Genomic DNA, 24,943 nt, shown 5'->3' with positions numbered 1-24,943 from the left:
AGAAGAGATATCCACAACTGACATCATCTGCTCCCTCAACATTACTGAATGCCTACCTTCTTCAGCCATCGTTCAAGGAATATGGATTCTTCATTTTCTATATTCGTAATCAGCGTTTGTACGCTTTCGGAAATACTCGTATCCCTAGTCAAATTATATTTAATCGCTACATTCACAAGTATCCTTGCCTGAAGTTCTATGGCTGTGAATTCATCTATATGCTCTTGATTTAATTCAATTAAATGCCGATTATGGTACAAGTACTTGAGTCTTAGCGTCATCATCTTCTTATGATCATAAAGTAAATGAAAGGGTCTTATATCAAGCATAGCCTTATGTTCCGATGTTTCTTTCACATAATTAAATAGAGTTGTGTATATTTGCATGCCGAAGTCAAGATTATCCTTGTCACCCCCGTAGTTGAACATCTCCCAATACTCCGGCGTTTGCTTAGTGAAATAATTTCTTATAGAATTCAATAGGGTATCTGCACTGAATTTATCCTGATTTTGATCATTGAATGTATACAGATAAACCATTTCTCTAAGGTAATCATGATTGGTTGTTAGATGATTTGTATCGAACGCAAGATTGAAATCATTAAATGATATCTCAGCCTGACTATACACCCCGTTCTTAAAAAAATCGGAAACATACAACATCTCTCTATCCAAATCATAGCCATAAACAAATATGTCATGATGCAATTGAAGTTTATTGTAGCGATCGCTTAGGGGCACGTAGAAATAATTGATCATGGTGTGGACATAGTTATTAGCATTAATATTTTCTACAATAAAATGAATAACAGAGTCCCATTTAGTTGTTACAGTATCTCTATGTATCTTTTGAGTAGTAATCCATTTGCACGCATCCGAAGGCCGTAGCTCATAAGTCACAGGAAAATAAAAATCTCCCCAATGATGTTTATAATCTTTGTTAATAAACAATTGGATATAATTGCTAAATATCCATGGGTGTGCGCACTCGTAATGGGTAAGTATGGACAAGAGATGAGCATGTTGCGTATAGGTTGTAATCATCGGATAACTGACCGGCAATATTTTTCTGCCTAACGTTTGAGTTGAATTCTTCAACCTTTCGTTCACCCCTGGTTATTTGGTTAAATAGCTTAAGGATTTCGAATCAGTATATCTCATTTAGCAATAAGCGCTTCGTGCTTGCCCTGTCCAGTTTTCCTGTTTTTGTTTTTGGAATGTTATCGATAATCCTCCATTGTCTAGGCACTTTATACGTTGACAAATGCAAGTTGCAATGTCGTGTCAGTGCATCTATATCAATCAGGCATTCATTAAAAACTTTCAGAAATGCGATAGGCACTTCGCCTAACAGATCATCGTGTACACCAACAACCATGACCTCCTCCACTTCTTTCAAGCCGTACAAAAATTCCTCGATTTCTTCCGGATAGATATTGATACCGCCGGATATAATGATATTCTTCTTTCGGCCTGTGAGTATAAGACACCCTGATTCATTCCAATATCCCAAATCTCCTGTCTTTAACCAACCCTCAACAATGGTAGCGTTCGTTAACTCCGGGTTTTTGTAATAACCGAGCATCACATTCGGGCCCTTTACCCAAATTTCTCCGATAGCAGCTCCTTCTACCTCATTCTCTTCTTCGTCAACAAGACGAATAGAAACGTCATTTATGGGTGATCCACAGGATAAGTAGCGCTCTCCCCGTTCCATCATGCTTACCCGAGGAGAAGCTTCGGTCAATCCATAGGTTTGAATAATGTCCGCATGAGGAAATACAGTCTGAAGATGGTCTACTAATTTCGCGGGAGTCGCCGCACCGCTAATTACAATAAATTCAATGGAATCAAAGGCACTCCAGTTCTTTGTCTGATGGAAATCGGAAACAAAGTGCATCAATTGCGTAGGCACCGCTGAGAATGCCGTGACCGCCTTATTCTGAAACAGTTTAAACGCGGTGCGCGGCAGAAAGGGCAAGCTGATAAGTTTAATTCGGGTTCCATATAACATACAAGAAATTAATTGCGTGACAATCGTAGAACTGAAATGAACGGGCATAGTTACAAGAAACGAATCTTGATCCGTATACCCCACCTTTCCGCCATGTGCCAACGCATTCGTTAATACATTCCAATGGGATAACATAACGATTTTAGATTTTCCGGTTGTGCCCGATGTAGGAAGGAGAATCGCACATTGATTGGGATCGGACTGATTGGTTAACGAGATCGATTCGAACGAAGGCATTGGTTCTTGCGATAAATCCTGAGCGGTAACCCAGGGAATGTCGCAATTTAAATGCGCAGGTTGTGCATATTTGCTGATAACCAATTTGGCGTCACTGGCATTTAAAATATTTTCAATTTCAGTATTGGATGCCGAATAAGGAACCGGTACTAACACATAACCGCAGAATTGAATGCCCAGCGCCGCAAAAATGAACAAGGGCTCATTATTTGTGTATAATGCAAGATGGCTTCCGGACTCAAGCTCAAAATTCTTGTGGATATATAGAGCAATCAAGTAAGCTTCTGTCATCACTTCTGCGTAAGTCCATTGCTGCTTTAGATCTTCAAGGATAATATGATCTTGGCGATCAGAGGCCTCCAGAAATAGACGCTGAATGATCGTCATCATAGCGTTTTCACAGTCAAATAATTAAGGATTAATCCAGCCGTGGAGAACTTCTCAAATAACAGATCTTCATCAGGGATCGAGATGTTAAACTTCGATTCCATTAAAACAATAAGCTTGATGAAGCCTACTGAATCGATCCCTTGGTCCAACAAACGGGTATCGTGGCCTTCTGGATACTCGATGTCCAGCTCAGCAAAAATTTCATCTCTCAAGATAGATTCTATTGATTTAGACATCATATTCCCCCGTTAGATAATCTTTAGAAAGGCTGATTAAAGAGGATAGTATACGTGATGAGCAAGTGAAAGTGATTTTGAAAAAGAATAAGTTCATAATGATGGACAAGGTGAATTTGCACTGAAAGAGTTGTTTGCAGAGATGCTGCAATTCATGCTGGAGGTGGAATATGAGACGGTGCAGGACATAAAAAGCTTGACGCGATGAGTACAACGACAGAAATACTTGAGGGTTCCCTCGTCAACATCGCAAAGCCTAAAAAAAAAAAAAAGCATTTCCCAAGCAATGAAGCGTTGCTGAAAATGCTCTACAAAACTACGATGAATGTCACTCGTAAATGGACAGAGTGTATATAAAACTGGGAGTAAGTCCCCAATCAACTCTCCATTTTCTTCCTCGACGGGATCGAACTATACTGCGTAAAGTTTTGCTTGGAGAGCGTTTACAATAGTAGATTTACAGCACCAAGCGCTCGATATATTAAATATAATTACATATATGCCAATTGTCAACAGTTTTGAAAAAGCCCGTTGATGCCAAGGAGACGTTCAACGCACGCTGTTGGTCTGTCAAGAACGAACGTCAATTATTTAAGGAGAACGGCTCGACTTCAAACTGGAATCGCTCATGAACACGATACAGAATCACGTGTATCAGCGTCCAAAGCTGAGTTAATGAAGTTTGCCTCGCTTTGACGTCCAATCGAAATCAGTTATAACTCTAGCACATGGGTAAACACGGTTTCCAGTAACCTCTTTCATCCGTTCGGAAAGAAAGAGGTTACTGGTACGAAAGTATGGCTGTTGGCCAGCGGCGAGCCAAGCGGCAATCCACATGAAGATGATATTTTCACGAACCGCCCTACAAGGCTTCTCTACCCACATTTGGCTACAAGCGTGATGATAAGAAGCTTCTACTTGATGAGATCTATGCCCCTATAGTTCAAGAAATTTCACCTCTATCTGTATTAGGTTTAGGGTGGGTACAAAATCAGTAATTACTTTATTATTACAGGTACAAAAAAAGACACGGAAGAACAACTCCGTGCCTATATAAAGCAATTATCCCGCTTCACCGAACTTCAAATTGAAGTTATTAAAGACGGTTCAATCAAAGCCATACATTATATATTTCCCGTCCTCAATCCATAAGGAAGTTGGAACAACGAGAGGCGTAGGAATTAATCCTGCCCCTTCCATTTTAACATCGCCACCGATTCCACATGCACCGTATGCGGGAACATATCCACCGGCGTTACCTCCACGGTGCGATAGCCGCCATCTTCCAACACACGAAGATCACGTGCCAGCGTACTCGGATTACAACTCACGTAAACCACGCGTTCCGGCTTCATCTCCAGGATGGTATCGAGCAAACGCGGGTCGCAGCCTTTTCGTGGTGGGTCGACAACGATGACGTCAGCTTCGATGCCTTGTTCTTTCCAGCGCGGGATGACGTCCTCAGAGGCACCAACTTCGAACTTGACGTTGCGCATCTCGTTCAATAGAGCATTGCTCCGCGCATCCTCGATCGCTTCAGGCACGATCTCTACCCCATACACCTGATCTGCATGTTGCGCCAGGAAAAGAGAGATCGTTCCGATGCCGCAATAGGCATCAATTACGGTTTCTTTGCCGGTCAGTCCGGCGTACTCTACAGTTTTCCCGTACAGCACTTCCGTCTGCACCGGATTCACTTGGTAGAACGAACGCGGAGAGATCGCAAACTGCACATCGCCAATAAAGTCATAGATTACATCACGTCCCCAGAGAACGCGGGTCTCATCGCCAAAGATAACGTTGGTCTGTTTTTTGTTCACGTTCTGGCAGATGCTCGCCACATGCGGAATGGCTTCACGGATACTGCCAATCCATTCGTCTTTGTACGGAATGTCTCGACCATTCGTAACCAGAACAAGCATCATCTCGCCTGTACGGAACGCCTTCTTCACAACCACATGGCGCAGCAGGCCGCGACCTGTCTCTTCGTTATAGGCACTGATTCCAAAATGACTGCCGATCTCTTTCACCTTCGCAACCACTTCGTCATTGTGCTCATGCTGAATAAGACAGCTCTCCATATCGATGATCCGATGGCTTCCTTTAGCGTAAAATCCACCTACCAAGCCACCCTCGGCTGCACCGATAGGTACCTGTGCCTTATTCCGATAGCGCCATGGCTCGTCCATACCCATCGTAGGCAGTACGCGAATCGCGTGTTCTGTATCTTCTGCATCCTCCACCATCACGTTCAATTTGCCAATCCGCTGCAAATTATCGACCACCAACTGGCGTTTCCATGCAAGCTGTCCAGCATAGCTCATATGCTGGATCTGACAGCCGCCGCACTGATCGTAGATTGGGCATGGCGCAGACACACGATCCGGGCTTGCCTTCACGATCTCCAGCATTTTGGCATAGCCATACTGCTTCTTGGTCTTCAATACGCGCACACGTACGGTTTCACCTGGAAGCGCACCCTGCACAAAGAGCGTGTATCCATTCGCACGACCTACACCCTCACCGTCATGGTTCATGCCAATGATGTCGATGACGGTCTCTTCATTTTTGCTAACGGGCAGACCTTCGATTGGTGCAGATTCACGCGCTCTCCCCTTAGGACGAACGGCAGAAAGAGATGCGCCTTGTGGCCGCACCTCTTTTCCTTGCTGACGTGGTGATGGACGAGATGATTGACTTGGCTGACGGGACGCTGAAGCGTTCCCTTGCCCCTGAGAGGCAGCCGAATTCCGGCGGTTTTTTCCACGACCGCTGCGGTTCGTATTAGACAACGTACATTCACTTCTTTCTTCTTATATGGTATCACATCAAAAATAACGTTCCGAATTTCTAATGAACTTCAGAAACGTTATAACATCCTCGGATGGTGTTTTACGACCTTATTAGATCATTTCCTCCAAAATAACGACGTTGAAATTCGTTAGATTCGCAGCTTAGGCGATTTAGCCACATTAAGGCTTCCTGAGTTCGTTAAGCTCAGACGCATGTTGCCACATGAGATTATACGCGATCCCACCATACACGGCAACTGGAAAATCCACTTCCATCTCACCTTACCGCAGAGCTGAATCCAACTCTCCTCAACAGTTATGCGATACTGTGCAACCACCGCTGCAGCATCATAGCTTTTCTGAAGCGATCAACATTGCTTTTCGCAAGCGACCCACACTGCCCCCAGCACCCACATTTTCAACGATACAATTGCAGATGATGCTTGAGGTTCGTAAATGTGGCTGGCAGCGTGCCGCCCAACTCTCCATCAAGGTTCAGTTGCACATAGCCTGGCGAGGTAACTTCCATATGACTCGTCTGGAAATGAACCACTTTCTTGTCGTTCAGATGCTCCCCACGCAGCGCGAGCGTTACGAGTCGGATCATGTCAGCCAGATTACATTTGCGGACACCGATCACATCGAACAGACCATCGTCAATGGTTGCACCTGGAGCCAACTTCTCAAAGCCTCCAACTGAATTGGTATTGGCGATGAGGAATAACATGAATTCATCATGAATCTCTTCCTGACCGTCGGCGCGAATAATCAGCTCCTGAGGAGACAGGCTCGCCATTTTCTCAATACCCTTCATATAATAGGCCAGTTGCCCAATCATCGTTTTCAGACGACTCGGTACTTCGTAGGTCAGTTCAGTTAATGATCCGCCACCGGCGATGTTGATAAAATATTTATCATTCGCTTTGCCCAGATCGAGCGGACGAAGCTGCTGGTTAATGACCAGATCCACGTAATCTTCCCACTGTCTCGGAATGCCGAGTGCACGCGCAAAATCATTCGTTGTTCCCAAAGGAAACACACCCAGCGGAGGACGGTTCTCCCGTTCGGCCATACCGTTGATCACTTCGTACAACGTACCATCGCCACCAGCAGCAATAATCATGTCATAGCCGCGTTCAATCGCGAGTTCAGCTTCGCGGGTTGCATCACCTTCACCTGTTGTTGCATGACATGAAGCTTCAATACCACCTTGATCCAAACGCTGCAAAATATCAGCCAGACGTTTCTTCATTTCTTCCCGGCCTGAGGTCGGATTATATATTAAGCGAGCTTTTTTCATCTCATACGCCACCTATTCCACATTATCCATGAGTCTATATGACCTCATAATCTTACCTTGCATCAGTCCACCAAAGGGCATATTTTTAACACAACAATGAACTTCCGTTCATTCTGCTCTAATCTTTCGTCTTACTTATATCTATGCATCAGGAATTCCGTCTCATTCCAAAGCCTTTATCTCCTATCATATCATCAAATGTAAAGATGTCCTAGCCTTTGACACTCCCATCCCTAAAGGGGCAAGATCACTAAAGTGATTGGGATTCTTAGCTAAGCTTAACGTCCTCATTTCATTTCTGCTTTGGACAGATGCTAAGATTAGGGTATGCCATTACCCCTCCTAAGACAGTGCATATAGCACCTTAGGCTGATTGACTGTTACCGCCAATCACAGTTGCGTAGCGAATATTCATCGCCCCAACGATATCACGATGTTTTTTGAATCCACATGGGCACTTATATCTTCTATCTTGCGCCTTGTTCTTTTTTGAACATTCTGGACAGGTTTGACTTGAATATGCAGGGTTCACATATTCCACTTTGATCCCTGCCATATTTGCTTTGTATTCAATGAATTGTGCCAAACGGTAGAATGACCAACTGTGTAGATTCTTTTCGTTTTTACGACTTGTTCTTGTCGTCTGCCTTATATTCGTTAGTTGCTCTAAGCGAATGACAGAAGTCTTATTTTCGACTGCGAAATTAACGATTTCACGACTGACTTTGTGGTCTTTGTCTTTCATCCATCGTTGTTCTTTATCATCTAACTTGCGAATAGCGTCCACTTTCTTTTGTTTTCCTAGCTTTTGACGAACACTACGAAACTTCCGTTTCTTGTATTTGTTTTCTCGCCCATTCCCAAAGAAGCGAGCGTGATCATTATCTGTGATGGCTACGGCAGGGACTTTCAGCCCTAAATCAACGCCCAAAATCCGCATACCCGTTTTTTCAGTTGTTGGCATGGTGACAGCAATTTGGGCTATCCACTTACCTGAGCTTTTCGTGACACGGAGCGTACCAAGTTTATGCTTCAAAAGGTCAACGTTTCGATGATCTTTGTCGATGAACAATGCACGAATTTTTAAACGCTTAGATTTTCCCTCTACCATGAATGGAATGGAAATGTGCGTGAAGTCAAGAGAATAGTTTTGGTTATTCCATACGCAAATCGGTTTCTTTAGGATCGGTATGATTGCGTATTTACTTTTCTTAACTTTGTTAGAGAAGACACTATTCGCATCTTTAATCGCTTGATTTTTTACTGCACTTGGTAGATTAGCAGGAATGTCTTTTGTTGTCTTCTTCAACCTTTTCTTTTCTTCTACCATCTCGGCTACGAGTGTATTAACAACTCGGATATATTCATGACTACTTTGTTGCAATAGTTGGATCTGCTCTTTAGTCGGCAGTAGCTTTACCTTAACCGTTAGGGTCTGAGACATATACTTCACCCCCTTGTCTTTTGTTGTTCAACATAACGCTTAATGGTCTCACTTGATACATTTCCAGCGGTAGAAACAAAATAGGAACGTGTCCACAAACTGGGCAAATGCAGAAGGTGTGGAAACTCTTCTCGTAGTTTTTTTGATGTGACTCCTTTTATTTTTGCCATGATATCAGCAGGGCTTAATGTTGGAAGTGCATTGAGAAACATATGTGTATGGTCTTTGTCGCACTCCATGGCAACAATCACAATTTTAAGCTCTGCACATACCTCATGCACCAGTTCCTTGAAGCGCTGTTCTACCTCTAATTTGAGAAATATCTTTCTTCTGTATCGTGGGCAGAACACAAAATGATAGTTCAACAAAGATACGGTTGTGTTTGTTCTTCTATATTCATTCATATCTATATTGTATCAGTTCAATAGATGAATTGAAACAAGCTGAAAAAATTAAGAACGCAGACATTTCGGATACTTGAAGCATCACAATAGTGATACTCCGTATCCGACCTCACTTTCATCCCACATCTAAAGAATTGGGCTTTCTCGTTCGGGAATTCTGTAATCTATAAGTATATTTTTTCATATATGTATTCACTAAACCATCCATTACCCAATAAACCTCACGCACCGATCCTGAATCTTCTCCACTACCTTTTATGTAAAATAGTCTCATTAATCAACCATTCTGCCCGCTTGGACAGGAATTAGTCTTCGATTTCGATGATCTTTATATGATTATGACATAGATATGCTACAAATTTACAAATCTTAAGATGAAAAGATAAATAACATAAACCTTTTTCCAATATAGTTTTAGTGAACCCTCGACTTAGCACTACATCATACCCTTGAAGGAGATGTGTAAATGAAAAAAATCATGTTAATGCTCCTGGTCTTTCTTATGGCATGTATTCCTTGGCTCACCGTTGTTGAAGCAGCAGAAATCAATCATGATCAGGTTGTCGGATTTCAGGAAGTCTCCCCAGTCACCGTAATGCAACAAGCAGCCAAGCGTTTTCAGCCATTTCTAAAAGTCTATCATGGTTGTGTACCTTTTCCCGCAGTGGATCAACAGGGCAATACCAGCGCTGGCTTGAATACGTCCGGGTCATCGAATGGGAACTGTAGCTCAAATACAGGGCAGATCTACTCCCGCTCCGCATGGCACAATGGGGTGTGGGCTATCATGTATTCGTGGTATTTCCCCAAAGACTCCCCTTCCTCTGGACTCGGCCATCGTCATGATTGGGAAGGAATCGTCGTGTGGGTCGATAATCCGGCAGCTGCCAATTCCAAAATCCTCTCTATCGCATATTCCGGTCACGGCCAGTTTACCAAAGTTACACCGAGCAATAACAATACACAAGGTAACCATCCGTTGATTTCCTATAATAGTACCTGGCCGCTGAACCATGAGCTCGGGGTCACCAACGCTGTTGGCGGAACTCAGCCTTTAATCGGATGGGACGATCTGACTTCTGCGGCACGAAATGCACTCAACACGACAAACTTTGGTAGCGCCAACGTGCCTTTCAACGATAACAATTTTACCAACAATTTAAATAAGGCCTGGTTCAGATAAAAAAAAATCCCCTTCAAGTGGCAGCTCACTTGAGGGGGATTTCGTTATGAAGTTATCGTAGTATCCCGGATACCTGTATCACTTTTTCAACCAACCTCAAAATCCGATTTTTCTGCCTGCACGCAGCTGTTTATACAAGAAATAGACGGTGCAGCCTACACAATAACCCAGCAGCGCCGCGCTTGCAGCCGCGAGAAGCATGACGGAGAATACATAACCTGCGGCTACCCAGCCAAGCGAGAACGAGATGAGTGCCAGAGACAGGAAGAGCACGGCCAGAATATTGTTGAATCGCTGCAGCTCCACCGCCTGCGTCTCTGTACCTTTACCAGTCAACACAGCTTTCCCAATCTGCACAAACAGATTAAGCTTGCCACTGGAAGCCAGACCAACCACCTGAATGCTCCAGAGCGCTCCCAGAACTACAATTGGATTGAACACAAACGAGAGTAAAACAAACAATACAATACCGACCTGATTTGCTTTCACATAACGCATGGGCACTTCCCGCATCTGTATATCTCCTTATCCCCATTTTATTAGTTGGTTTTATTGTAGTCGGTATTGGGTTAATGAGCAACACTTCATTTAAGGATAGTAAAATCTCTTTTCAGCACGTCCCAATGGGGAGTCGGGATGCCTGTTGTCTTTTTCCAATCGGTAAATGCATTATTTAACGCCTCAATCTCTCCAAAAGAACCCGCAATCAGCTTATGAATTGGTAGCACACTATAGATCTTCAACAGAAGGTACAACATCCGTTGATGCTTGCGGATCATTTTAGCCTGAATCTCCGGTATAATCGTTATGCCCATAGCCTCAAGTACGCTAAAGCCTTCATCCATCGCCCTAATCATATGTTGGATTTGCTTTCTATTCCCGTCCAACTTGATCAACTCACGCTCCTCATTAAAGCTCACCGCATTAAGCATCAGAATGGGGATGATATGGCTTTTCAGCCAGGCATCAATATCGCTCAGAACATTTAACCTGTATTTCACATGTTGGAAAGCTTGATCCAGCAAAGGTTTAAAGCCTATTTCACCGTCCAGACTACCGATCACCATTTGTCCGTTGCCTCCACCGACCGATAACATGCGGTCCTTTTCCCGCTTCCCTGCACTCACATGAAATCCAAACGCGACCTTTTTTGGTGCCCGGCTGTTTTCCTCCAAAAAGTTTTGCATGCTTCGTGCATCTGCGTTGTTTCCCACAATCACAATATTACTGCTCTGATTGTCTGCCAGGACAGGCAAGACTGAAGGAAAATCGTTATATTTCATGACAACAAAAATCAGATCATATTGGTCATCCACTTCCAACGTTCTAGCTACCCGAACCTGATCAACTGTCGTTTTGAATTGAAAAATATGCCGGATGACGATTCCATCCTTCTCCAGCTCCTCTGCCCGCTTCCCTCTAGCCAGAATAGTAACATCATTGCCGCCGCGCACCAGAACCTGTGCCAGTTGACTGCCCAAAACACCTGCACCATACACTAATATCTTCATTGGTTATCCCTCAATTTCATGGTTTATAAATAATCGTTGTTTTATCAACATTTGTTGATAAAATAAGAGTAACAAAGCACCTACTGTGCTTCAATCGTTAAAATATCCGTTTTTGTTGAATAATCAACGAATGATTCCTTATTGTTGAAAACCATCATAGGAGGGGCCATGGACAGACGAGTACTCAAGACACGAAAGGCGATAATCGAGGCTTTTGTGGGGTTACTGGAAGAACGGGATTTCGAGCAAATTACGATAAACGATATTGCTGATCGGGCTAATGTAAACCGAGGAACAATCTATTTGCATTACGCTGACAAGTTCGACCTGTTGGATCAATGCATTGAGACCTATTTGCAGCGGTTGTTGGATGCCTGTATGATCGAAAGCCCTACTACAACACCCGTTACGGCCAAGGATGCGCTGCTCAGAACTTTCCGTTATCTGGAACAGCATGCCTCTACCTATACCACACTTCTAACCAAAAAAGGTATTCCGGCATTCCGTAGTAAGTTGATGACATTGTTGGTCCAGGGAGTGGAGGAACAGATGGATGCCTGTGGCATCCAGGAAGGTATGAAAAAAGAGATCACCATACAGTTTCTTGCTTCCGCTGCTGTGGGCCTCCTGGAGTGGTGGATTATGAATTCCATGCCTTATCCGGCCGAGGAGATCGTTGACCAATTAATAAATTTACTGGAGCTACATCTGCAATTGCACGCACCCATTAATGGATAACTGAATCCTCGCTCAAGTGATCTACAACAAACAAAAACCACGTCCTTCGACGTGGTTTGATTGTTTATGAAGCTATGGAGTTCAAATCAATTGATACTACATTACTACGAGCGATGCGATCACACACCTATGCCAAAGCGATCACTTCAAGAAGAAGCTTTAACTTCATTACATCTCTCCAGCAAAATCTGGATCTGGCGCTCCAGCCACTGCCCAAGCAATGGATGTGGCAACAATGTCTCACCGCTGTACACATAGTTCAGTTCTTGCAACCGACCCGGAATCACCTTTCTCGTGAAATAACCGGCACTCAAAAACAGCGGCGCCACAATGACTCGGTTCCCCCGCTCTTCGCTCCAGTACTTCACTTTGTCGTACACACTCTCCGGATTCAGCAATGCATAATCCGTATGGGCTACATCACTAACTTCCTGCACACGCTCTGCAAGGGAAGAAATTCCGGCTTCCCAACGCTCGCGAAAACCATCATGAATACTCCCATGGCCAACCAGCAGAATCGTTTCTTCCTCCGGTTGCTGCGACAGTACTCGGACTTTGTCCCACACCATCACGGCAATATCCGGATCGTTATCCACCGGATAACCGAAGTGAACCCGAGCCTTTACATCGAACGGTTCCAGATCCGTTTCGCGATCAGGTGTTTCCTTTGCACCAATGGCATATTCAATTTCATCCACATGTGTACTCCCGGACGAAACAAATAGAGGTACGACCAGAATATCGGTTACGCCTTGTGCTTCCAGTCGGTCGATACCGTCCTGGATCAGGCGTCCTTCCACAAGTTCAAGAAAACCGGCTTCAACCGGTAATGGAACAGGCAGATTCAACCGGGAGATCGCGTCATCGACGGATTCCACCCAGGTCTGCTCCTGTGAACCGTGACTGATGATGAGTACACCCGGCTTCTTCATGTTAGCGTCCCAGGCGTTCCAGCGTCATTTTATAACCATCATTACCGTAATTCAGGCAGCGTTTCACACGTGAAATTGTAGCTGTACTCGCACCTGTCTCTGCTTCAATCTGGTTATACGTATTGCCTTTACCCAACATACGAGCCACTTCCAGCCGCTGGGACATGGATTGGATCTCGTTAACTGTGCAGAGGTCATCAAAGAAAACATAACACTCTTCAATATCTTTTAGCGTCAAAATAGCCTCGAATAGTTGTTCAATGCTTTTATCATTTAGCTTTTTCAGCTGCATTTCATCATCATCCCCTAGCGGTTACTGTGTACCTACATTGTACTCACCCTGAGTTGGTATTTCAAGCGTTACCGATTTCACGCACTACAGAATAAAAATACATGTTACCGCTTACAAAAGGTACTATTGTCCTCCCCTCGTGTACATCGGGCGAAATTTCCGCGCTTTTTCCCAGTTTTCACCTGTATATATCCGATTACTTATGTAGGATTTCAATCCTCCTAAATGTTACAATTTTGTGTCTAAACTTCATTTTACTCTTCGTGAACCTGCCATCTTACATGCGCCCAAATCCGCAAATATCCCGTTTTCCGGGATACCCGCCTACGCCGTCTCTCCGCGAATGACATACAGTATAACAAAAGGGAGTTCCACAAGGGTCTATGATGTACATCTGTCATGCAACTCATGGAACGCAATTCCGAAATCCAATAGAAGGAACGTGATTGTTCATGCCACAGCATTATTATCACCGCCAGCCAGCACCAGGGCAGCGTCCGTCTTCTCATGCTCATCGGCAGGCACATACTTCTGCCTATATGCCGCCCGGTGTGGTTCCGAGGTCTTTAAATGAAACTCAGATTCAACCGATGTATCCTGGAGTAGAGCCCCATTACCCGGGCTTTGGTGAAGTCGAAGCTTCTGCAGTCGTACCCTATGGGCAAGGTGTGGCTGGAGGGAACTTTTATGGAGGTGCAGCTCAGGTTCTTCCCCCAGCTCCGGTACCGGCGCCTGCTACTGGCAGTTCCGGCTTTTCATTAGCCAACATCGGTGAGTTAAAAGGAATGATCGACCGCTTCGGCGGTATTGATGGAATCATGACTGGAATAGGCAAAATGCAAAAGGTCGTCGGTGGTATCCAGCAGATGGCTCCGATGATGAAACTCGTTATGGGCATTCTGCCTTTTGGAAAAGGAAAAACGGATAACAGCGCGGCCGATGCAGACTATGAAGAATATAAGCCGTCCCGCAAACGCAAAAACAAACGTCGGAACAAAGCAACGAATGTTCCACGTCGCCGTAATACGACTCCAACCCGTCGCAAATCCAATTCCACGAAGCGCCGTCCCAAAAGTCGCAAAGGTTAAGAAAATCCAGGCACCCCCATACAGAAGGTGGGTGCCTTAACACCGTTCATCCGTATAGAAATAAATTTCAGGAACTCACGTTCTTATTTCTGTAATTTGAGGTATACTGGATAGTAACTAAAGGAGGCGGACCATGGAACTTATCAAAGACAAATACACTCCCGCATTAATCGATCGGACCGGCGAACATTTGCGTCAATTCTACCCGAAGCTGGATACACAGCAATTTCATGAATTGGTTTTCGCTGAAGGCTGGGAACAGTTGGAATTCAAAGCGCGCATTCGCAGAATCACATTGGCTTTGACCCAGGTACTGCCGGACAATTATGAGGAAGCATTACATATTATCGAACAAGCCGCCCCTACGATGAGAGGCGTTGAATATCTGTTTGTACCGGATTTTATCGAAGTGAACGGACTTGACCCAGAGGATTACGAGTTATCCATGAAGTATCTGACCCTCTTCACACCTTATTCCAGCTCGGAGTTCGCGGTACGCCCGTTTATTGAACATTATCCAATCCAAACGATGAAACATATGATGGCGTGGGCAGAGAGCAACAACGAGCATATCCGCAGACTTGCCAGTGAGGGCAGCCGGCCACGTTTGCCCTGGGGCGCGAAACTCCAGAACTTTATCACTGATCCAACACCTGTACTTCCGATTCTGCATGCATTGAAACAGGACGAGTCCCTCTATGTTCGCAAAAGTGTCGCCAATCATCTGAATGACATCTCCAAGGACCACCCTGAACTGGTTATGGATCTGGCCACGACCTGGTACGGACAACATGCACACACAGACTGGATTGTCCGGCATGCCAGCAGGTCATTACTGAAGAAAGGACATAGCAAAGCACTGAGTCTTTTTGGTTATAACGAGCAGGATTCGATTCACATTGAGCAGCTTCAGCTTGTCCAGGATACGATTAGCATTGGCGAGGATCTCCATTTTTCGTTCGATGTCGTTAATGAGAGCGGCGAGTCCCAGATGCTGCGAATTGAATATGAGATGGGTTATATGAAGGCAAACGGCAAGCAGGCCCCCAAACGGTTCAAATGCTCCGATAAAATGTACCCGACAGGCAGAACCAAGGTAGCCACCAAACAATCCTTCAAAGTCATCACAACGAGAAAATATTATGCCGGTCTGCATACGCTTACCATTCTTGTGAATGGCAAAGAAGCAGCTACAACTTCTTTTGTTCTTGAAATGGAGTAAAAGGAAGTCATCATAAGTTATACACAGCTTGTTGAAGCGGAATAGTTATTCACATGTGGATACATTTTTTCAAAACTTCTAATAGAAGAATCAGAAAGGCCACCTGGCAAACATCATCTCCCGACATTTATTACTGCCCGAGATCATGGCCCAGTGGCCTTCTTCATATGTAGTTCAAACTGCAATTCCCCTTACCCACCCTCACCGCTATCCAAAGACCTGCATATGGTCGTAACAATTAGAAAGATACACGATACATCCATGCTGCGCATTCTTGTAACAATATTGGGCTAAATGATAATATGGGTTAGACATGGCCCAGCGTCTACCAGGTTTCCAACTTCCCGTTGGTGGGTTATGCTCGCTTCATTTGGATAGGGTTACCGACGCAGTTTTATTCCTCGATTAAGTCTATGGTCCAGTTCTTCTCCTGAATTTTAAAATCCAGTTCCCGGTAGGATTTCGAAAGGCTATCCACTTTTTGTTGAATATCTGCTATGTTCACGGTTCGCTCATACTTCACTTCAGAACGACTGTACCGATCCTGACGAATGGACGCATGCTGCAAAACCTCGTTAAACGATGCTCTTTCTTGCATGATTCCATCCCGCTCTGCAAGGGCATCAGCAAGCGTAACTCCAGCTGTGAAGTCAGTCTGTGCATTGGTCTTATTAATTTTCTTAACCAATACCGTCAGGCTCCGGATCGTGTTCTCCAGGTCAATCATAAGCAACTGTGGGTCCTCTGCTGGCTGTTCACCTTCCTGAACTTTAACTACGCGTTCCAGACGTTGCTTGAGCTGAGCTATCTTCTTCTGCTCATCTGCACGCAGTACAAGAGCCTCTGCCAATCTCATCGTATCCCATCCTTCCACAATGATATGTATGGATAATTCATCCAGAATCTATTCACATATCGTTATATTTTACCTGTGGATACACGTTATTACAAGTTTATGTTACTAACATCTGATTACACTCGTTCTCACTTAAACCAGCCCCGTTTTACAAACCAGGCCACCATGCTTCCGCCAAGCACAAACATCAACAGCAGCACCGCACCATACCCAAACTTCCATTGAAGCTCAGGCATATAGGCAAAGTTCATGCCATAAATACCCGCGATCAGTGTGAGCGGCATAAATACAGTCGTAATCACCGTGAGTGTCTTCATGATCTGATTCATCCGGTTCGAGTTCAGGGAAATATAACTGTCGCGCAGGTCAGCGGTCATCTCCCGATCGGCTTCAATCATGTCCGTCAGCTTCAATAAATGGTCATAGATATCGGTAAAATAAGCCGTATGTTCACCTGTTCGCTGCACATGCTGGGAGTTCACCACCCGATAGAGCAGGTCCCGCATCGGTACTACGGTTCTTCTAAGCTTCAGCAATCGAGTCCGCAGATCAAACACCTGGTTCATCAAGTCTTCCACCGATTCTTGTCCACCCCGGTTCTCCAGTTCAGCCAGTTCATCCTCAATCGCAAATAGAGACGGAAAATAATGATCGACCAGCTTGTCCATCACCGTATAGGCTGCTGCCACCGGACCTCGCGCCCAGATGGTTCGTTCATGTGCATGGTGCAACAAGCGTTCCCACGCTTCATCCACTTCCTCCAATACGCCATGATGAAAAGACACTAGGAAGTTTGATCCGAGAAACAAGTCAACCTCCTCGGCTTCCAGTGTGGACGGGTTCAGTGCATGGAGCACAAGAAACTGAAGATTATCATAATAATCGAGCTTAGGCCGTTGCAATACATGCAGACAGTCCTCAATAGCTAAAGGGTGAAAATGAAAATATGTATCCAGCAAACGGCTTTCCTCTTCCGTAGGCTGGTTAAAATCTGCCCATACCCAGGCATAATCGTTCAGATCCAGCTGTGTAAGTGGTACGTTAACGGAGACTTGATGTTCTCGTGTAATGGCGAGTGTACGAATCATAAATTAGACCACGTCCTTGTCCTGTATCTTTACGTCATTGTACAACTTTAACCATAGGTACGTCTCCCACGTGTCCAAAATATCCACAGACGCATTCAAACTCGACAACAAAAAAAGCCAACCCTGTTGGCTTCTCTCATTTCCCTATCCACAGTTCCCTGTATCCACAGGAATATCTTCTTTTGGTTTATCATTCCACGGATGGCTATCCACATATCCAGCCTGTCCACACGTTCATGCACAGGCGTCTCTTGATTTTGGTTGTATAATTGTCCACATATCCCGATATTCACACAGTTATGAACAGATGGTCTGGTAACCCCGAATTCGTTCGGGATAACTTCTCTTTTTAGAAAATAATCCAGTAGAGCAATCCTGCCAGTCCCGCAGTAATCGGAATCGTAATGAACCACGTAATAATGATACGTCCAGCAAGTCCCCATTTCACAGCAGAGAAACGTTTCGCGGAACCCACACCCAGAATAGCTGAGGTGATCGCGTGCGTTGTACTAACTGGAAGGTGAAGCAACGTTGCTGTGAAAATAACGGAAGCAGCTGAAATATCCGCGGCAAAACCATTAATCGGTTCAATTTTAAAGATTTTGGTACCCATCGTTTTGATGATTTTCCAACCACCGATGGACGTACCCAGAGCCATCGCTGTTGCCGCTGAAATTTTAACCCACAGCGGAACATCCAGATTATCCTGCACACCTGCTGCAACCAAAGCAAACGTAATAATACCCATCGCTTTCTGTGCATCATTCGTACCATGCGTGAATGCTTGCAGTGCTGCCGTGAAAATCTGTACCGTACGGAAACCTTTGTTCACGTTATGCGGACTGCGTTTGGCGAAAATATATTTGAGAATCGTCATGACCACATAACCGATGGCAAATGCGATCAGAGGTGATAATAGCAAACCTCCGACGATATCAATGAATCCGCTCCATTTCACTTTATCAGATCCTGCGCCAACGAGTACGGCACCTGCAAGGGCTCCAATAAGTGCATGTGAGGAAGAAGACGGAATACCAAACCACCATGTAACCAGGTTCCAGATAATCGCTGATATCAAGGTGACTATGACGACCTCTATCCCGTTATCCAGCGTGGTGGGGTCGGTCACACTCCCCCCAATCGTCTTCGCAACACCTGTGAACATCATCGCACCGACAAAGTTCATCACCGCTGCCATAAGAATAGCTCGACGCGGCGTCAGTGCTCGAGTTGAGACCGAAGTCGCAATGGCATTGGCCGTGTCGTGAAAACCGTTGATGAAGTCAAACGCCAGTGCAAGGAAGACGACTATACCCAATACCCAAATCGTTGTTTCCATTATTCTCTGGCTCCTTAAGAATTACGCATAATGATGGATTCAAGCACGTTCGCCACGTCTTCACAAGCATCCGTTGTTGTCTCAAGACGTTCGTAAATTTCCTTACGCTTGATCAGTTCAATCGGATCAGACACGGTAGCGAAGAGATGTTTGATACACATGCGTAGCACTTCGTCGCCTTGGTTTTCCAGATCATTCAAACGAATGGTATACTCACGGATCGCGAGCAATTTTTTCTGGGACAGCAGATGGATCGCCTTCTGAATTTCGTAAGCCGATTGGCGCAAAATTTCAGCAAACTGTATGACGAACTCATCATCTGGATCTGTCAGTTGGTACATATAGAAACGGGAAGCCGTTGCTTCAAGTCCGTCCAATACGTCATCAAGTGTTGTTGTCAGCTCCATAATATCATCGCGTTCGATCGGCGTGATAAATGTTTTGTTGAGTTCTGTAATGATCGTATGCACGTAATCATCACATTTCGACTCGTACTTCTTCATTTCATTAGCAAAAAGAGTCACATCCTGAAGGTTGGAAACATGCTGGGAGAAATAATCTGCCGCTTGAACAACCGTATCTGCCATATTCTCCAGTGTCTCAAAAAATATATCCTTCTTCTTCTTAAGCTTCATAGCTCTATCCCCTTTACGAGAAAAATTGCCGACAACCGATGAAACATGAAATGACAACCTTTGATATCTTATCATATTTGTTTCATGGTTTGTACAAAAGGTGTGATCCTTTTTTATATTCTTATCACATTAATCTGAAATGAATCTTAATTATTTGGAATAATGGTAAATTCAAGTCAAGATTTTACACTGCGTTTACAATTCGACATCAAAATTCAAAATCGACACGATTCTACTTTTCACGCTAAGGACAAATATAATGCCTTTTCGACAACAAAATGAATACATGTTTCATTGTTTTCTTTCATTACATCCTTTTATTGCTGCGCAGCCAGCTTCACATGACTGGAAAATTCCGGTTGATTGGGAACAATGCTGATAAAGGTTTTACCCGGTACAAGAGCAACTTCACTGCCACCTTGAACAAAACGTATAATATCCCCCTGCTTCTTCACCCACTGCCCACGAATCATCTTGCCCTTCTGAAAAAGCATGGCTTCCCCGCCCTGTTCCAAATTAACGGACAACCGACCTACACTATCGAGCACCTTGTGATCTGCACCTGCCACAATGATGTTCGCTGCACCAAGTTGAGTCCCATTATCCAGATCCTGATCTGCCTTGCCATTCACCATTCTCATATATCGTCCGCTAACTTCATCATAATCATACGTCACCAGGTAACTATCCAATAAATAATGGATATCGAATTGCTTTACTGCCTCTCCTGCGGATGTCGCGCCTTCTTCGTTATAATTGTATACCGGCGACTTGAAATCATGGCTGTAACCCTTGATATCTGACCCTTCTCTCAGCTTGTCCGCTGAAGTATACAGATTATGTGGGGCTTTACGATCCGAGGAACGCCAGAAGTAAGGTCCACCATTCGAGATTTCATCCATATGCTGTTTCTGCTGCCTTTGCAAAATGGAATACGCCTCCGGACTGCCTCCGGCGTGAACAAGTACCCCATCATAACTCTCGCCGAGCTCAATTAGATATGGACGTATACTGCGAACGGGTCCAACCGTCTCAGCACCGCCTCCACTCTGGAAGATGGCTATGAAACGGGTAATGCCTCCCTCAGCGAGAACTTCAAGAATGATATCGGCTGAACTTAGACCTGATTGGGGCCGAGCTGCGGGTGCATTATTAATCATTACGGCGAGTGGTCGACGCGTAATCGCTTCATCTACAGGCAGACCCGTCAGAGGTGCTGTATAGAGAGACGTGTTGGTTTCCTCCACGTGTTCTTCTTGTACAGGTGCAGGTGTCGGTTCTGGCTGAACTGGCATCTGCGCCACCTCCTGGTTTTGGCAGGCAACAAGACTTAATGAGAGAATAAACAGAGATGCAACCGATGCTGCTTTGTTCCATTTAAAAAGCTTCAATATAGGACCTCCTGAACGATATGGCCTGGTTCTAAGTTGTGATATATGTCTCATGTGGGCAACCATTTCACGTATTTCTTTCCATTTAATCACACCCCATCCGATTTGTCTGCGCCTAGAAGGCCTTGATACAGCTTGAAATTCACATTTGAAACAGCATATAGCTAGAAAAATATGTCCTAAATGTGAACTTCTCAAACCTTACTTAAAATTTGAACTAGATTGTGATTTTAATCACAAACAAAACGACTTTTGAACTATACAATAAAGACATCAAAGGTGATCACTTAGAAAAACAAAAACAACACACACTAGATTCCATGAAGGAGTGGTTCATATGTTCAGCACAAACCAATGGCTTAGAGAAAACAAAGTAGCAATGTGGATTTTGACAGTACTTCGGGTGTATATCGGTTATGATTGGATGACTCATGGATGGAGCAAATTGACTGGCGGATTCCAAGCTGGCGGGTTCTTGGCCGGTGCGGTAGAAAAAGCAACAGGTGATCACCCGGCTGTTCAAGCTTGGTGGGCAACGTTCCTCGAGAAATTCGCAGTACCAAACGCAGGACTGTTCGACTTCGTTATCCCATTGGGTGAATTCCTTGTAGGTTTGGGTCTCATCCTCGGTTGCTTCACTACACTAGCAGCACTGATGGCTATGGTCATGAACTTCGCGTTCCTCTTCTCGGGAACAGTAAGCACGAATGCTCAACTGGTTGTAATGGAAATCTTCCTTGTCGTTGCTGGTGCAAATGCAGGTAAAATCGGTCTGGATCACTGGGTACTGCCTTACCTTCGCGGATTGTTTACTCGTAACAACAAAGGCAATCTTCCTAAAGACACACCAACGATTAGCCCTACTCAAAAAACAGCTTAAGCGATCATTCATAGAATTCTCGGCCCTGCTCCCAATCCCCCTGGAGAGCAGGGCTTTTTACTTTTCAAAATCAGCCTGAATGCCTGACTGACTTGCCCATCCACAGAAAATCGTATTATGATGAAATAAAGTTGAACTTCAAAGGAGTACACGATATGCCGACCCAGCGACGTCTCGAGACCGATGCGGACTTCCAGGAAGCCATGAATATGAAGTATAAGGTTCGAGTTTTTAAAGATAATCACCAGATTGACTCCGGTGGCATCATTATCCGTTTTGACAGCAACACCGTAGTAGTACAATCCAGTGTCAGTGAGCTCGCTTATCATTCGCGTACAGACTGTGAATTGTTCGAAATCCGCAAATAAAGATCTATTGCATGAATAAGTCCTCATATTGAAAAAAGGTTACTGTAGCCCTTCAAGGGTGTACAGTAACCTTCTTTTGTTTATATATTGTAATTGTATGCATTAATACACGTTATGTTATCCGTACCAAACTGGCTTCAAGCACCATAATCAGGCTGTTGTCTGTTCCAAGTTACACGCCGTCTCCAAACTGCCAGCAGTTCAAACTGAGCGTTCCGTAAGGGTAAGACTGGAATAGACGCTTCGCTGATCGGGACATATCCGCTGTACCCATGGCGTAGAACAAAGGTGCAATGTGTTCTGTACCATACGACGGAACCGCCGTACGTGCATGAGGAGCTTTTTTCTCATATTGAAACAGTTCTCTTGTGTTCCACTGTTGCAAGCGCTCCCCGATCCAGTTATCAAATTCCACCGCCCACTCTTGCGGTTCATCCGTATTGCCCAGCAATCGCAAATTGTGAACCGTTCCACCGCTGCCAATGATTAACACATCATCATGACGTAGCTGTTCCAGCATTCGGCCAATATCATACTGTTCCTGCGGCGTACGCAGCGAGTCTACAGATACAGCAATCACAGGAATGTTAGCCTCGGGATACATATGGAGCAACGGTACCCATACGCCATGATCCAGCCCTCGGCCTCGAATCGGCTGATGTGCCAGATTGCTACGGGTGAACAAAGCACATATCTCGTTCGCTAAATCCGGCTGCCCAGATGCAGGGTATTCCATCGTATACATCGTAGAAGGAAATCCGTAAAAATCATGCAAGGTCTGATGTGTATCATCCATCGTCACGGACGGTTCAGGACAATCCCAATGCGCCGTAAATACGACAATGGCTTTCGGAGCCGGCAGCCTGTCTCCAAGCTGGTTCAAGAAGTGAGTGTAGTCATTGCTCTCCACCGCCAGAGCGGGAGAACCATGCGCAATGAAAAGTGCGGGTAATGTCATTGCTGCCAACCTCCAGACACGGATAGAATGCTTACTCCTCTATTTTACCCTTAAGAAGGCGCTTTTCCAAGCTGACATCCCCAAACAGTTGTAATCCTGCCACTTATATCATCCAGTGTTGCCAATCCTGCTCGATCTTCTGACGTTCACCCAGCCACTCTCTGGTACGCGTAATCAGCTGTTCCCGCTCTTTACCTGAAGAGAAGGTGTGATCACCCTGGAAGATGATCTCCTTGTCGCAACGGCCTTCCTGGCGCATCCAGAATACCTTTTGATACAGGAATGCATAGTCTACAGGGATAATCTCATCTGACGTGCCGTGCACGACTAGAACATCGCCGCTAAACTTGACTGCTTCCTGGAATGGCTGTTGTTCAGCGAGAGATTCGAAAAAGGTCGGTGTGAATTTGTATCCCAGATAATCAGCCGCACCCAGTTTCACGCCTTCATCGTATACTTCCCGCCCCGTAATCTTCACGATATCATTGAATGGATAACCCACGGAGGACCACATAACCAGGTTTTTGACACGTTTGTCGCGCACAGCAGTTAGTAATGCAACGGCACCACCCAGACTATGACCAATTAGTGTAACACGCGTAGGATCTACATCACTGCAATTCACCGCGTAATCCAGCACCGAACGGGTCTGCAGCACCATGGACTCCAGTCCCTCCGCTCCGTACTCCCCACTGCTCTCTCCGCAACCGATATAATCGAAACGCAAGACCAGATAACCGTCTTCAGCCAGCTCCCGTGCAGTCTTTACAAACAAACGATCCACGCCGATCCGGCTACCAACGAAGCCGTGGCAGATGACCGCCAGAGGGACCCGTTGCTGACTCTTCTCCTCCTTGATATCTTTCACGACCGGATAATGAATCGTGGCTGTTAATTCTTCCTGTCCATGACGGATACTGATCTGACGTTCCATACCGATTTCCCCTTTCCACCCTTAGCCTGTTAACTTCCATTTATTAAATATATATATAATCCGATAAGTTTAGTGTGTATTAAGATGTTATTCATATATTATCATCCCGTAACCTTCAAGTCAACGTAAGTAAGAACCCTTTCTGCGTCGACTACCAATCTACAGTTTATCGGATAATAAGCGCAAAAAAATGAGCCACGCTGATGACAGCTGGCCCAGATATCATTTGGAATTCAAACCAAGTGTTGCAGGATCGTTATTCGTAGCTTCTACGGAACATCTCGTGAGTCTCCACCCGTCCATTCCACTCATGCTCATGACCCGAATCAGTATTGTCCCAGAAACTTCTTCCCTTCAAATTGCCATCTGTCAGTTCTTCTGCATACTCCGTATCCTCCAGATTCTCCTCAAAGGATACAACCTCGTCCACGACTCCACGGGAGTTGCTGTTCAGTAGCAGCTTCCGGGTCAATTCTGTTTGTTTATCCATAACAAGCACACTCCAATCTTGGATTTCTGTTGGAAATGCTACTATTGTGATGGAATCGGCTGCTCTTTATGCATACTTCACACAATCGTTAGATCTGGGAGGCGTGAGGGTATTTTTTTACATGAACGGGGGAAAATAAACGAACAAACATAGGTAGCATATGCCTCGGAATCCTTCTGCCGAAAGGAATGAATTCATGGAACATCTACTGGAATGGATTCA

The 24,943-nt window shown here is 44.8% G+C and carries 25 protein-coding genes; 6 read left to right on the top strand and 19 right to left on the bottom strand.

The genetic code is table 11. The features are described 5' to 3' along the window. Positions 1-41 precede the first annotated feature (41 nt). From MHI52_RS04230 to tnpA, 7 genes are all read right to left on the bottom strand, one after another. A complete protein-coding gene (locus MHI52_RS04230) occupies positions 42-1,097 on the bottom strand; it encodes a hypothetical protein (protein ID WP_405158522.1) in 1,056 nt (351 codons plus the stop codon). A 49-nt stretch (positions 1,098-1,146) separates the two neighbouring features. Further along, a complete protein-coding gene (locus tag MHI52_RS04225) occupies positions 1,147-2,640 on the bottom strand; it encodes a class I adenylate-forming enzyme family protein (RefSeq protein WP_405158521.1) in 1,494 nt (497 codons plus the stop codon). Beyond that, positions 2,637-2,852, bottom strand: a complete 216-nt coding sequence (locus MHI52_RS04220) for a phosphopantetheine-binding protein (RefSeq protein ID WP_164783195.1) — start codon at positions 2,850-2,852, stop codon at positions 2,637-2,639. The genes MHI52_RS04225 and MHI52_RS04220 overlap by 4 nt, the downstream gene beginning before the upstream one ends. 1,205 nt (positions 2,853-4,057) lie before the next feature. Next, positions 4,058-5,668 (bottom strand): 23S rRNA (uracil(1939)-C(5))-methyltransferase RlmD, encoded by a 1,611-nt coding sequence (gene rlmD, locus MHI52_RS04215; RefSeq protein WP_405158520.1) that lies wholly within the window; start codon positions 5,666-5,668, stop codon positions 4,058-4,060. A 418-nt stretch (positions 5,669-6,086) separates the two neighbouring features. Beyond that, the gene (locus tag MHI52_RS04210) at positions 6,087-6,968 is read right to left on the bottom strand and encodes a diacylglycerol kinase (RefSeq protein ID WP_074093499.1); all 882 of its coding nucleotides are present in this window, start codon (positions 6,966-6,968) and stop codon (positions 6,087-6,089) included. Between the two features lie 364 nt (positions 6,969-7,332). Beyond that, on the bottom strand, positions 7,333-8,412 hold the full coding sequence (locus MHI52_RS04205) for an RNA-guided endonuclease TnpB family protein (RefSeq protein ID WP_074093498.1): 1,080 nt from the start codon (positions 8,410-8,412) through the stop codon (positions 7,333-7,335). A gap of 5 nt (positions 8,413-8,417) precedes the next feature. Beyond that, on the bottom strand, positions 8,418-8,816 hold the full coding sequence (tnpA, locus tag MHI52_RS04200; protein WP_047840510.1) for an IS200/IS605 family transposase: 399 nt from the start codon (positions 8,814-8,816) through the stop codon (positions 8,418-8,420). 466 nt (positions 8,817-9,282) lie between these two features. Here tnpA and MHI52_RS04195 point away from each other — a divergent pair, with 466 nt between their 5' ends. Beyond that, positions 9,283-9,999 (top strand): NPP1 family protein, encoded by a 717-nt coding sequence (locus tag MHI52_RS04195; protein ID WP_253505625.1) that lies wholly within the window; start codon positions 9,283-9,285, stop codon positions 9,997-9,999. A gap of 96 nt (positions 10,000-10,095) precedes the next feature. On the opposite strand, the gene MHI52_RS04190 is transcribed toward MHI52_RS04195, so the two are convergent. Beyond that, entirely contained in the window at positions 10,096-10,512 is a 417-nt protein-coding gene (locus tag MHI52_RS04190; protein WP_282319430.1) for a DUF4395 domain-containing protein, read from the bottom strand. 71 nt (positions 10,513-10,583) lie between these two features. Then, positions 10,584-11,510: a ketopantoate reductase family protein gene (locus tag MHI52_RS04185; protein WP_282319431.1), complete on the bottom strand. Its 927-nt coding sequence runs from the start codon at positions 11,508-11,510 to the stop codon at positions 10,584-10,586. Positions 11,511-11,678: 168 nt separating this feature from the next. On the opposite strand from MHI52_RS04185, the gene MHI52_RS04180 reads away from it, so the two are divergent. After that, positions 11,679-12,248, top strand: coding sequence for a TetR/AcrR family transcriptional regulator (locus MHI52_RS04180; RefSeq protein ID WP_047840507.1), 570 nt, complete (start codon positions 11,679-11,681; stop codon positions 12,246-12,248). 146 nt (positions 12,249-12,394) lie between these two features. Here MHI52_RS04180 and MHI52_RS04175 read toward each other — a convergent pair whose 3' ends face one another. Then, the gene (locus MHI52_RS04175; protein WP_405158519.1) at positions 12,395-13,180 is read right to left on the bottom strand and encodes a sirohydrochlorin chelatase; all 786 of its coding nucleotides are present in this window, start codon (positions 13,178-13,180) and stop codon (positions 12,395-12,397) included. A 1-nt stretch (position 13,181) separates the two neighbouring features. Then, positions 13,182-13,472: a YerC/YecD family TrpR-related protein gene (locus tag MHI52_RS04170; RefSeq protein ID WP_017690665.1), complete on the bottom strand. Its 291-nt coding sequence runs from the start codon at positions 13,470-13,472 to the stop codon at positions 13,182-13,184. Positions 13,473-13,924: 452 nt separating this feature from the next. Here MHI52_RS04170 and MHI52_RS04165 point away from each other — a divergent pair, with 452 nt between their 5' ends. Both MHI52_RS04165 and MHI52_RS04160 read left to right on the top strand, forming a co-directional pair. Next, positions 13,925-14,560 (top strand): tyrosine protein kinase, encoded by a 636-nt coding sequence (locus MHI52_RS04165; protein ID WP_282319432.1) that lies wholly within the window; start codon positions 13,925-13,927, stop codon positions 14,558-14,560. A gap of 133 nt (positions 14,561-14,693) precedes the next feature. Then, positions 14,694-15,782: a DNA alkylation repair protein gene (locus MHI52_RS04160; RefSeq protein WP_405158518.1), complete on the top strand. Its 1,089-nt coding sequence runs from the start codon at positions 14,694-14,696 to the stop codon at positions 15,780-15,782. 394 nt (positions 15,783-16,176) lie between these two features. Here the strand turns inward: MHI52_RS04160 and MHI52_RS04155 are convergent, their stop codons facing one another. The 5 genes from MHI52_RS04155 to MHI52_RS04135 form a co-directional block, all read right to left on the bottom strand. After that, positions 16,177-16,638 (bottom strand): DIP1984 family protein, encoded by a 462-nt coding sequence (locus MHI52_RS04155; RefSeq protein ID WP_076329570.1) that lies wholly within the window; start codon positions 16,636-16,638, stop codon positions 16,177-16,179. Between the two features lie 128 nt (positions 16,639-16,766). Further along, on the bottom strand, positions 16,767-17,726 hold the full coding sequence (gene corA, locus MHI52_RS04150) for a magnesium/cobalt transporter CorA (protein WP_036668386.1): 960 nt from the start codon (positions 17,724-17,726) through the stop codon (positions 16,767-16,769). A 349-nt stretch (positions 17,727-18,075) separates the two neighbouring features. Beyond that, complete coding sequence (locus MHI52_RS04145; RefSeq protein ID WP_036606054.1) at positions 18,076-19,065, bottom strand: inorganic phosphate transporter; 990 nt, start codon at positions 19,063-19,065, stop codon at positions 18,076-18,078. Positions 19,066-19,079: 14 nt separating this feature from the next. Further along, complete coding sequence (locus tag MHI52_RS04140) at positions 19,080-19,700, bottom strand: DUF47 domain-containing protein (protein WP_017690670.1); 621 nt, start codon at positions 19,698-19,700, stop codon at positions 19,080-19,082. A 317-nt stretch (positions 19,701-20,017) separates the two neighbouring features. Next, positions 20,018-21,091 (bottom strand): DUF3048 domain-containing protein, encoded by a 1,074-nt coding sequence (locus MHI52_RS04135; protein ID WP_405158517.1) that lies wholly within the window; start codon positions 21,089-21,091, stop codon positions 20,018-20,020. A 337-nt stretch (positions 21,092-21,428) separates the two neighbouring features. Here MHI52_RS04135 and MHI52_RS04130 point away from each other — a divergent pair, with 337 nt between their 5' ends. Together MHI52_RS04130 and MHI52_RS04125 are read left to right on the top strand one after the other, a co-directional pair. Next, on the top strand, positions 21,429-21,971 hold the full coding sequence (locus tag MHI52_RS04130) for a DoxX family protein (RefSeq protein ID WP_036606056.1): 543 nt from the start codon (positions 21,429-21,431) through the stop codon (positions 21,969-21,971). 155 nt (positions 21,972-22,126) lie between these two features. Beyond that, positions 22,127-22,339, top strand: a complete 213-nt coding sequence (locus MHI52_RS04125; RefSeq protein WP_017690673.1) for a hypothetical protein — start codon at positions 22,127-22,129, stop codon at positions 22,337-22,339. Between the two features lie 172 nt (positions 22,340-22,511). Here MHI52_RS04125 and MHI52_RS04120 read toward each other — a convergent pair whose 3' ends face one another. The 3 genes from MHI52_RS04120 to MHI52_RS04110 form a co-directional block, all read right to left on the bottom strand. Next, positions 22,512-23,297 carry a class III extradiol ring-cleavage dioxygenase gene (locus MHI52_RS04120; protein WP_017690674.1) on the bottom strand — a complete coding sequence of 262 codons (786 nt, stop codon included), beginning with the start codon at positions 23,295-23,297 and terminating at the stop codon, positions 22,512-22,514. Between the two features lie 103 nt (positions 23,298-23,400). After that, the gene (locus MHI52_RS04115; protein WP_036606057.1) at positions 23,401-24,231 is read right to left on the bottom strand and encodes an alpha/beta hydrolase; all 831 of its coding nucleotides are present in this window, start codon (positions 24,229-24,231) and stop codon (positions 23,401-23,403) included. A gap of 256 nt (positions 24,232-24,487) precedes the next feature. Beyond that, positions 24,488-24,721: a hypothetical protein gene (locus MHI52_RS04110; RefSeq protein ID WP_036606058.1), complete on the bottom strand. Its 234-nt coding sequence runs from the start codon at positions 24,719-24,721 to the stop codon at positions 24,488-24,490. Positions 24,722-24,943: the final 222 nt, after the last annotated feature.

The organism is Paenibacillus sp. FSL H8-0283 (genome assembly GCF_045040675.1).
Lineage (GTDB): Bacteria > Bacillota > Bacilli > Paenibacillales > Paenibacillaceae > Paenibacillus > Paenibacillus amylolyticus.
The sequence above is the reverse complement of the archived record's forward strand: the minus strand, read 5'-3'. Positions and strand labels throughout refer to the sequence as shown.

Coding starts and splice junctions, on each gene's coding strand:
- MHI52_RS04225 (WP_405158521.1), bottom strand. CDS start 2,640: ATGATGACGATCATTCAGCGTCTATTTCTGGAGGCCTCTGATCGCCAA.
- MHI52_RS04210 (WP_074093499.1), bottom strand. CDS start 6,968: ATGAAAAAAGCTCGCTTAATATATAATCCGACCTCAGGCCGGGAAGAA.
- MHI52_RS04205 (WP_074093498.1), bottom strand. CDS start 8,412: ATGTCTCAGACCCTAACGGTTAAGGTAAAGCTACTGCCGACTAAAGAG.
- tnpA (WP_047840510.1), bottom strand. CDS start 8,816: ATGAATGAATATAGAAGAACAAACACAACCGTATCTTTGTTGAACTAT.
- MHI52_RS04195 (WP_253505625.1), top strand. CDS start 9,283: ATGAAAAAAATCATGTTAATGCTCCTGGTCTTTCTTATGGCATGTATT.
- MHI52_RS04190 (WP_282319430.1), bottom strand. CDS start 10,512: ATGCGGGAAGTGCCCATGCGTTATGTGAAAGCAAATCAGGTCGGTATT.
- MHI52_RS04185 (WP_282319431.1), bottom strand. CDS start 11,510: ATGAAGATATTAGTGTATGGTGCAGGTGTTTTGGGCAGTCAACTGGCA.
- MHI52_RS04180 (WP_047840507.1), top strand. CDS start 11,679: ATGGACAGACGAGTACTCAAGACACGAAAGGCGATAATCGAGGCTTTT.
- MHI52_RS04175 (WP_405158519.1), bottom strand. CDS start 13,180: ATGAAGAAGCCGGGTGTACTCATCATCAGTCACGGTTCACAGGAGCAG.
- MHI52_RS04170 (WP_017690665.1), bottom strand. CDS start 13,472: ATGCAGCTGAAAAAGCTAAATGATAAAAGCATTGAACAACTATTCGAG.
- MHI52_RS04165 (WP_282319432.1), top strand. CDS start 13,925: ATGCCACAGCATTATTATCACCGCCAGCCAGCACCAGGGCAGCGTCCG.
- MHI52_RS04160 (WP_405158518.1), top strand. CDS start 14,694: ATGGAACTTATCAAAGACAAATACACTCCCGCATTAATCGATCGGACC.
- MHI52_RS04155 (WP_076329570.1), bottom strand. CDS start 16,638: ATGAGATTGGCAGAGGCTCTTGTACTGCGTGCAGATGAGCAGAAGAAG.
- corA (WP_036668386.1), bottom strand. CDS start 17,726: ATGATTCGTACACTCGCCATTACACGAGAACATCAAGTCTCCGTTAAC.
- MHI52_RS04145 (WP_036606054.1), bottom strand. CDS start 19,065: ATGGAAACAACGATTTGGGTATTGGGTATAGTCGTCTTCCTTGCACTG.
- MHI52_RS04140 (WP_017690670.1), bottom strand. CDS start 19,700: ATGAAGCTTAAGAAGAAGAAGGATATATTTTTTGAGACACTGGAGAAT.
- MHI52_RS04130 (WP_036606056.1), top strand. CDS start 21,429: ATGTTCAGCACAAACCAATGGCTTAGAGAAAACAAAGTAGCAATGTGG.
- MHI52_RS04125 (WP_017690673.1), top strand. CDS start 22,127: ATGCCGACCCAGCGACGTCTCGAGACCGATGCGGACTTCCAGGAAGCC.
- MHI52_RS04120 (WP_017690674.1), bottom strand. CDS start 23,297: ATGACATTACCCGCACTTTTCATTGCGCATGGTTCTCCCGCTCTGGCG.
- MHI52_RS04115 (WP_036606057.1), bottom strand. CDS start 24,231: ATGGAACGTCAGATCAGTATCCGTCATGGACAGGAAGAATTAACAGCC.
- MHI52_RS04110 (WP_036606058.1), bottom strand. CDS start 24,721: ATGGATAAACAAACAGAATTGACCCGGAAGCTGCTACTGAACAGCAAC.